Annotated in this window: 7 protein-coding genes, 4 tRNA genes and 1 riboswitch; of the genes, 3 read left to right on the forward strand and 8 right to left on the reverse strand. The window is 66.5% G+C overall.

All coding sequences use genetic code 11. The features are described 5' to 3' along the window. Nucleotides 1-2: 2 nt before the first annotated feature. The 8 genes from ribD to ACIPXZ_RS02910 form a co-directional block, all read right to left on the reverse strand. Nucleotides 3-1,073 (reverse strand): bifunctional diaminohydroxyphosphoribosylaminopyrimidine deaminase/5-amino-6-(5-phosphoribosylamino)uracil reductase RibD, encoded by a 1,071-nt coding sequence (ribD, locus tag ACIPXZ_RS02875; RefSeq protein WP_400590633.1) that lies wholly within the window; start codon nucleotides 1,071-1,073, stop codon nucleotides 3-5. Beyond that, nucleotides 1,070-1,765, reverse strand: a complete 696-nt coding sequence (gene pnuC / locus ACIPXZ_RS02880; protein ID WP_400590634.1) for a nicotinamide riboside transporter PnuC — start codon at nucleotides 1,763-1,765, stop codon at nucleotides 1,070-1,072. Before pnuC ends, ribD begins: the two co-directional genes overlap by 4 nt. A 75-nt stretch (nucleotides 1,766-1,840) precedes the next feature. Further along, nucleotides 1,841-1,974, reverse strand: a riboswitch (FMN riboswitch). A gap of 118 nt (nucleotides 1,975-2,092) precedes the next feature. Further along, nucleotides 2,093-2,764 carry a ribulose-phosphate 3-epimerase gene (gene rpe, locus ACIPXZ_RS02885; RefSeq protein WP_400590635.1) on the reverse strand — a complete coding sequence of 224 codons (672 nt, stop codon included), beginning with the start codon at nucleotides 2,762-2,764 and terminating at the stop codon, nucleotides 2,093-2,095. A 68-nt stretch (nucleotides 2,765-2,832) separates the two neighbouring features. After that, nucleotides 2,833-4,380: an RsmB/NOP family class I SAM-dependent RNA methyltransferase gene (locus ACIPXZ_RS02890; RefSeq protein WP_400590636.1), complete on the reverse strand. Its 1,548-nt coding sequence runs from the start codon at nucleotides 4,378-4,380 to the stop codon at nucleotides 2,833-2,835. Next, nucleotides 4,377-5,297, reverse strand: coding sequence for a methionyl-tRNA formyltransferase (gene fmt / locus ACIPXZ_RS02895; RefSeq protein WP_400590637.1), 921 nt, complete (start codon nucleotides 5,295-5,297; stop codon nucleotides 4,377-4,379). Before fmt ends, ACIPXZ_RS02890 begins: the two co-directional genes overlap by 4 nt. After that, nucleotides 5,294-5,902, reverse strand: a complete 609-nt coding sequence (def, locus tag ACIPXZ_RS02900) for a peptide deformylase (RefSeq protein WP_400590638.1) — start codon at nucleotides 5,900-5,902, stop codon at nucleotides 5,294-5,296. Before def ends, fmt begins: the two co-directional genes overlap by 4 nt. Before the next feature lie 134 nt (nucleotides 5,903-6,036). Continuing rightward, entirely contained in the window at nucleotides 6,037-6,879 is an 843-nt protein-coding gene (locus tag ACIPXZ_RS02905; RefSeq protein WP_400590639.1) for a cytochrome, read from the reverse strand. A 124-nt stretch (nucleotides 6,880-7,003) separates the two neighbouring features. Then, nucleotides 7,004-7,075 (reverse strand) — tRNA-Val (locus ACIPXZ_RS02910). A gap of 172 nt (nucleotides 7,076-7,247) precedes the next feature. Here ACIPXZ_RS02910 and ACIPXZ_RS02915 point away from each other — a divergent pair. The 3 genes from ACIPXZ_RS02915 (at nucleotide 7,248) to ACIPXZ_RS02925 (ending at nucleotide 7,536) form a co-directional block, all read left to right on the forward strand. Beyond that, nucleotides 7,248-7,320 (forward strand) — tRNA-Gly (locus ACIPXZ_RS02915). Between the two features lie 35 nt (nucleotides 7,321-7,355). Further along, nucleotides 7,356-7,426, forward strand: a tRNA-Cys gene (locus tag ACIPXZ_RS02920). A gap of 38 nt (nucleotides 7,427-7,464) precedes the next feature. Beyond that, nucleotides 7,465-7,536: transfer RNA gene (locus ACIPXZ_RS02925), tRNA-Val, on the forward strand. Nucleotides 7,537-7,541: the final 5 nt, after the last annotated feature.

Consider the following 7,541-nt stretch of genomic DNA (forward strand, 5'->3'; position numbering starts at 1 on the left):
CCTCAATTCCCCGCCGTGGCCGGCTGAAGGTGAAGCCGCAGATCGCGGCCGAGATGACGGACGGCACCGCCGTCGGAGTGGTCCCAGTCCCACGACTGTGCGTCGGAGAGGGTGTGAACGCCGATTCCGGCGACGGAACTCTTGCCCGCGCCCAGGAGGGTCGGCGCCTGGTACATCACGAGTTCGTCGACCAGCCCGGCGCCGAGGAAGGCGCTGATGATCCGGCTTCCGCCCTCCACCATGAGGTGCCGGACGCCGCGGTCGAACAGCATGTCGAGCGCTTCCCGGGGATCACGGGTGGGCAGATGCAGGGACCGTCCGTCGGTGCCGATCACGGCAGCCGAGCCCGGCACCGGGCTCAGTCCCATGACGGCGCGCAACGGCTGCCGGGAGGCCGGGGCACCGTCCGGCGTGCGAGCGGTGAGCCGTGGATCGTCGATCGCCACGGTCCCGGTTCCCACCAGGATCGCGTCGATGCGCTGGCGGATTCCATGGTTGTCCGCCAGCGACTCCGGGGACGAGATCCATTGGCTGGTCCCGTCCTCCGCCGCGATGCGCGCGTCGAGCGTCTGCGCGATGTGCAGGGTGACGAACGGGCGGCGCTCGACGACGGCACGGAGCCAGCGGGCGTTCAGTGCCGCCGCCTGCTCCGAGTGCAGGCCGCACTCCACGCGGAGCCCGGCCGCCCGCAGGGTTTCGGCCCCGCCTGCTGCGGGATCATGCGGATCGTCGATCGCATACACGACGCGGGAAAGACCCGCGTCGATGATCGCCTGCGCACACGGTCCGGTACGGCCCTGATGATTGCACGGTTCCAAGGTCACCACGATGGTTCCGCCGCGCACGTCGATACCCTGTTCCCTCGCCTGGGCCAGGGCGTCCGCCTCCGCATGCGGGGTGCCGGCTCCCCGGTGGTGGCCCACCATGACGACTCGTCCCTGAGGATCAAGAATCGCAGCACCCACCAGAGGGTTGGCCCCTCGCGGGCCATGCAGCGCGGCGGAAAGGGCTTCCCGCATGGCGGTGTCCTCCGCCGCAGGACGCCAGCTCGCTACCTCGTCCAGGCGGCTCATGAACGTGCTCCAACCGTCGGGCCCGACTCCTGGACGGCGGCCCGTTCCCTCCGCTGGGCACGCCACCACACGAAGAAACCGGTGAGGGTGAAGAAACCGTAGAAGATATACATCACAGCGCTGGCGTAGTACCCGGCACTGAACAGCAGCGGCACCCCGATGATGTCGACCGCCACCCAGATGAGCCAGAACTCCGTCCAGCCCTTGGCCATTCCGAAGGTCGCGAGCAGCGATCCGACGAATGTCCAGGCGTCCGCCCAGACGGGCGGATAGGAGCCGAGCAGGCCGAAGAGCGGCGTCAGCAGACCGGTGCCGAGCAACAGTGTGATCACGAGCGCGATGCGCGTCTTCGGCGTCGCCCAGCGAGGTGTGATGGCGACACCGTGGCTGTCAGCATCACGCAGACCCTGCCTCCAACGGACCCAGCCGAAGACCGAGACCGTGATGAACATGATCTGGCGTCCGGCCTGACCCCACAGCGTCGCAGGGGCTTCCGCACCGAATACATTGCCCAGGAACACCGTCAGAAGCAGAAGGTTGCCGATGATGCCGATGGGCCATGCCCAGACGCGGCGGCGCATGCCGCCGAGGGCGCTGGCCAAACCGAATAGATTTCCAAGGACTTCGCGTAGCAGCAGAGCCGTCCCAGCGACGGGGATCTGCGCGTCGAAGAGCCACCGCAGAAGGTCCATGTCTCACCCTTTCCAGTGAACCGCGGCGGCTCCGGGGTGACGACAAGGGCGCACGGCGTTAAAGCCGTGGCTTGCGTTCGTGCTTCTCCCATCCAGACTTTAACTGTCGGTACCGGAATTCCACCGGTTCAACCGTCCGATTCAGAGAATCTGACGGGTCGCGGACTATGACCGCCGGTTCGGACTTTCACCGACCCCGGAGCACGATTATTCAAACGTTGTAGTAAGCACCGCCGCCGTCTTTCAACGAGCGGAGGCTGTCTTCCATAGTGTCATAAGTCCCGGGGCAGCGACTTCATTCCCGGGGCGGGAGGAAATATTTCCTCATCATCCTTTCAGGGCGAGAACACCTGTTGCCTTGGCTCTCAAGGCGCTGATGGCTTCGGCCGGGTCCGGCGTCCCGTAGACGGAACTGCCCGCGACGAAGACGTTCGCTCCGGCTTCGGCAGCCCGCACGATGGTCTCCTCCGTCACTCCCCCGTCAACCTGGAGCTGGATCGCAGCACCACTGCCATCGATGGCTTCGCGGGTCCGGCGGATCTTCGGGAGCGTGACGTCCAGGAACGACTGTCCGCCGAAACCGGGCTCCACCGTCATCACGAGGATCATGTCGAACTCACCGAGCAGATCCAGATACGGCTCCACCGGCGTGGCCGGGCGCAGGGCCAACCCCGCTTTGGCGCCTCGCGCGCGCAATTCCCGGGCGAGTTTCACCGGCGCCGTCGCGGCCTCAGCGTGGAAGGTCACCGACGCCAGCCCGGCATCCGCATAGGAGGGTGCCCAACGGTCCGGATCTTCGATCATGAGGTGCGCATCCAAGGGGATGGGGCTCACGGCCTGGATCCTCTGCGCGATGGGCAGGCCGAGCGTGAGGTTTGGGACGAAGTGGTTGTCCATGACATCCACGTGAACGGCGTCCGCGGTGGAGATCCGCTCCAACTCGGTTTGGAGGTTCACGAAGTCGGCGGAGAGGATGCTGGGGTTGATACAGCAGCGCATGGAGGCTCCTTTGGGTGACGGCTCTGCGAGATTCTGCTCAGATCGGGTGGACGGACGGGAGGACGTGGTCACTTCTTGCGCAGGAGAGCCAGGAACATGGCGTCCGTGCCGTGCAGATGCGGCCACAGCTGTGCGTAGTGTCCATGACCCGCTGCGAGGGTGTCCGGCAGGGCAACGGAGTCCAGAACGGTCCCTGCCTCGAGAGCTTCGACATCGCTCCGCTTCCTGAGGACGTCGTCCACGACCGTGCGGGTCTCCGCCAGATGCGGTGAACACGTCACATAAGCCACCACCCCGCCGGAACGCGTGGCGTCCAGGGCGGAGTCCAGCAGCTGGCGCTGGAGCGGCCCGAGCTCCGCGACATCGCCGGGGGTACGTCGCCACCGGGCCTCGGGACGACGCCGGAGGGCGCCGAGGCCGCTGCAGGGCACGTCGACCAGCACGCGGTCGAAGTGACCGGGCAGTTCCTCGCCCACGGCACGACCGTCGCCGGTCCGTACGCTCCACCCGTCACCGGGAACCGCCGACAAGGCTTTGCGCACGAGTTCCGCCCGGTGTTCCTGCGCCTCGTTGGCCAGCAATGATGCACCTTCCTGTGCGGCCAGCGCGCCGAGGAGAGCAGCCTTGCCACCAGGCCCTGCGCACAGATCGAGCCAGCGCTCGGCGCCGCCGTCGACTCCTGTGGTCTCCGCCGCGGCCAGAGCACGGGCGACGAGCTGAGACCCCACATCCTGAACGCGCACGGTGCCGCGCCGCACCGCCTCGATCCGCGAGAGGTCCCCGCCGGAGGAGAGCCAGGAGTCCCGGACCAGGGGGCCTTCCTCGGCTCCACTGTCCGCGAGGTCCTCCGCAGACCCGAGCCCGGGCAAGGTCACAAGGTTGACCACCGGAGCCTCATTGTCCGCAGTGAGAAGATCTTCGATCTCACCGACTTCACGGCCATGACCGACCAAGGCCTGGCGAAGTGCTCTGACCACCCAGGACGGGTGGGCGAACCGCAAGGCAAGCTGTTCGATGGCGTCCGGGTTCCGGTCCGTCAGCTCAGCCAGCCACTCATCGAGGCTCCTGACGCTGACCTTGCGGAGCACGGCGTTGACCAGCCCCGAGGGACCGGCTCCGATCACCGCCCTGGTCAGGCCCACGGTCTCGTCCAAGGCGGCGTGTGTGGCGACGCGCATGCCGAGAAGCTGGTGGGTTCCGAGCCTGAGTACATCCAGGACCGCGGGGTCGAGCGCCTTGAGAGGGCGGTCGACGCACTCCGCCAGGATGGCGTCGTAACTGCCCTGAGCCCTCAGCGTCCCGTAGGCGAGTTCGGTGGCGAAGGCGGCGTCCCGGCGCCCCAGACGGTGCTCTCTGATCAAACCCGGCAGCACCAGATTGGCGTACGCATCCGCCCCGGAGACGGCCCGTAGCACTTCGAAGGCGGTCAGCCGGGCAGGATCCGCCCTGCGGGAGCGCTGTGAGGGGGCCGCGGAACTGAACTGACGTCCTCCGTCGCCGGCGCCACGGTTGCGTTCACGTCCCTGCGCGTTGCGCCGGACTCCATCCCGTCCGCGATGGTGCTGACCGGACGCCCCGCCACGACGCGGCCCACGCTCGCCCTGGTGCTCGCTCATACCAATTCCACCTTCTCCAACTCAGCCTGTCCCCTTGCCCAGTCCCCGGCAGCCATCATGCGCTTGCCACTGGGCTGAACCTGCAGCAGCTCCAGCCCATGACTGCCGGTGCCGACGATCACGGATTTGCCCTTCAGCAGAAGCCGTCCCGGCTCCAGATCTCTGATATCAGGCCTCAGGCTCATCGAGCCCACTTTGAAGCGCTGCCCGTCGAGGGTGGTCCAAGCCCCCGGCTCCGGCGTCACTCCACGCATCCGTCGGTGCAGCACGGTGGCGCTTTCGGTCCAGTTCAGGCGGCCGTCCTCGAGAGTCAGCTTCGGGGCGAAGCTCGGAGCACCCTCCTGGGGCCGGGCCTCCTCCCGGCCCGTGTCGATCGCCTGCAGCGTCTGCGCCAGAAGCACGGCACCGCTACGGGACATCCGTTCGAGTACCTCGCCGCTGGTGTCCTCCGGACGGGCGTTCTCGGTCATGGTCCCGTACACGGGGCCAGTGTCCAGTCCCTCTTCCAGGAGAAAGGTGGAGGCGCCGAGGATGTCGTCTCCGTTGATGATGGCGTGCTGCACCGGGGCGGCGCCCCGCCACGCCGGCAGAAGGGAGAAGTGAAGATTCACCCAGCCGTGCTTCACTGCGCTCAAAGCATGGCCCGGCAGAATCGCTCCGTACGCGACGATCGCACCGACTTCGGCGCCGCTGCTCCTGATCCGTTCCGTGATGTCAGGGGTGATCCGGGACGCCTTGATGATGTCGATGCCGAGTTCCTCCGCACGCTGTGCCACCGGCGAGGGCGTCAGGACGCGCTTACGCCCGAGTGGTGCATCAGGACGGGTGAGCACGGCGACGACGTCGAACCCCGCCTCGCGTAAGGCGTCAAGGGAAGGGACCGCGACGGCGGGCGTTCCCGCGAAGATGACCTTCACAGGGCCTGCCCGAACGCTCCGCGCGGCGTTTCCCGCTGGTCGTCGGATCCTGGCGCCTTGCCGAATGCCGAGGCCACGGTGCCGGCGCGCCGCTCGCGCGTCTGACGCTCCGCGGCGTCGTACTCGCCGCTGCGCAAGGCTCTCAGAGCCTTCCGGCGCTCATCCCCGGACAAGCGGTCGATGAACAGAATGCCGTCCAGGTGGTCCGTCTCGTGCTGGAAGCAGCGGGCCAGCATCCCCTCGGCGTCAAGCTCCACGGGCCGGCCGTCCCGGTCGATGCCCCGCACGGTGGTCCGCCGGAACCGCCGGACCGGCGCCGCGATGCCGGGCACCGAAAGACAGCCCTCCTGCTCGTCGGGCTGGTGGTCCTCACTGTTGACGAGGACCGGGTTGATCACATGCCCTTTGACACCGTCGATGTTGAAGGTGAAGACGCGCTGAGCGACACCCACCTGCGGTGCGGCAAGGCCTGCGCCGTGCACGTCCTCCATGGTTTCCAGCATGTCGTCCACCAGTTGATGGACTGCGGGAGTGATCTGAGCGACCTCTTCCGCCCTGGTCCGGAGAACAGGGTCTCCGAGGGTTCTGATGCCGAGAACGGCCATGGAGGGTTCCTCCTTGAAAGTGCTGACGGATGGCAGGCCCGCGGGGGCCCTTTCATTGTAGTGAGCCGCCCAGCCGCGTTGGACACCCACAGCGCCGTGCGGCAGCGCGGCCACACAACAGGCTACGGAGCTGTTCAGCCCCGTGGCGGCGCCAGCGGCAGAAGCGCAGAGCTGGATCCGGCGAGGTCGTGGTTCATCTGCCACACCCTCTTAAGAGCGCAGAACTTCCACCAGTGGTGCTTGAGCACATCGGGGTTGGCTCGTAGCGGACGCACTTCGGTTTCACCGACCGCGACGGCGATCAGCAAGGGGGTTTCGCCATACTTCCAGGCCTCCCACTCCCCCGCCTCGGGATCGAGCAGGCTCTCTTCGGCCTTCATCCCCGCCACCAGCTGCATGACCACTTTGTCATCCAGCGGTTTCACCTGGCCGTCGCGAGTGGTGCCTTTCGTCTTGTAGTCGATCAGGCAGACTCTGCCATTGATCTCGGCCACCAGGTCCAACGTCCCCGCATAGCCGACCTCGTGGTTCCAGACCGTGATCTCAGGAGCAAGGGGTTTGACCTTGAAGGTGTCCCACCACTCGTCGAAACGATCGGCGAAGGCACTCTCCCCGTTCTGGCTGAGCAATTCCCGGGCGCCCTCGACGTCGTGTTCACGGTCCAATGCCCGCAACGCGATCTGCTCGCAGTATCCGTGGACGCGATCACCACGCTCCGCGGCCGCGTCCCGGTAGTCGGCCGCGGCGTTGGCCGCACGCTGCACGGCCTGTCTCATCTTCGAGGAATTCCCGAGAGCCGTGGACAGCACGGGGTCCTTGGCCAGGGCATTGGCGCCCATGTATCCGAACCAGCCGTCCAAGCCGTGTGGCTGCTGGCCGATCACGGTCGTGATGGAGGGGACGATCGGCATTTCCCCGGTGCTCCGGGCGTACATCCGTCCGGCGTCAGTGGCCCGGGCCAGCAGTGGTGTGGTCATGTCTTTCACTCTCCCATAGCGTGCCGACATTCTTTTCCCGGCCCGCCTGGGGAACGGGCCCGGAAACAGGAAAACCCCCGGCCAGTCCAGCATTTCTGCTGTTCAGCCGGGGGTTTCGCAAGGGTGGGCGATACTGGGTTCGAACCAGTGACCTCTTCGGTGTGAACGAAGCGCGCTACCACTGCGCCAATCGCCCTTGCGTTTCGCAACGCTTAGAAACTCTAGTCCATCACAGCCGGGAACGCCAATCCACTGCGACGGCGCGCCACACCGCCCAGGATTTGGTCATTGGGCCTCGAGTCCTATAGAGTTTTTCTTCGTTGGAAAGCGGCTGGCACCGCCTCATGGGCCAGGCGTCGACTGATAGTGCGGACGTAGCTCAGCTGGTAGAGCACCACCTTGCCAAGGTGGATGTCGCGAGTTCGAATCTCGTCGTCCGCTCGCAAGACACTGTCCGGGAGTTCACGCTCCCGCATGGTGGGTTGGCCGAGAGGCGAGGCAGCGGCCTGCAAAGCCGTATACACGGGTTCGAATCCCGTACCCACCTCGGTGAAAACCCGGAATCCGCTTTTGCGGATCATTCTGGGGCGATTGGCGCAGCGGTAGCGCGCTTCCCTGACACGGAAGAGGTCACTGGTTCGATCCCAGTATCGCCCACGAAC

Origin of the sequence: Arthrobacter sp. NPDC090010 (assembly GCF_044748305.1) — a bacterium.
GTDB lineage: Bacteria > Actinomycetota > Actinomycetes > Actinomycetales > Micrococcaceae > Arthrobacter_E.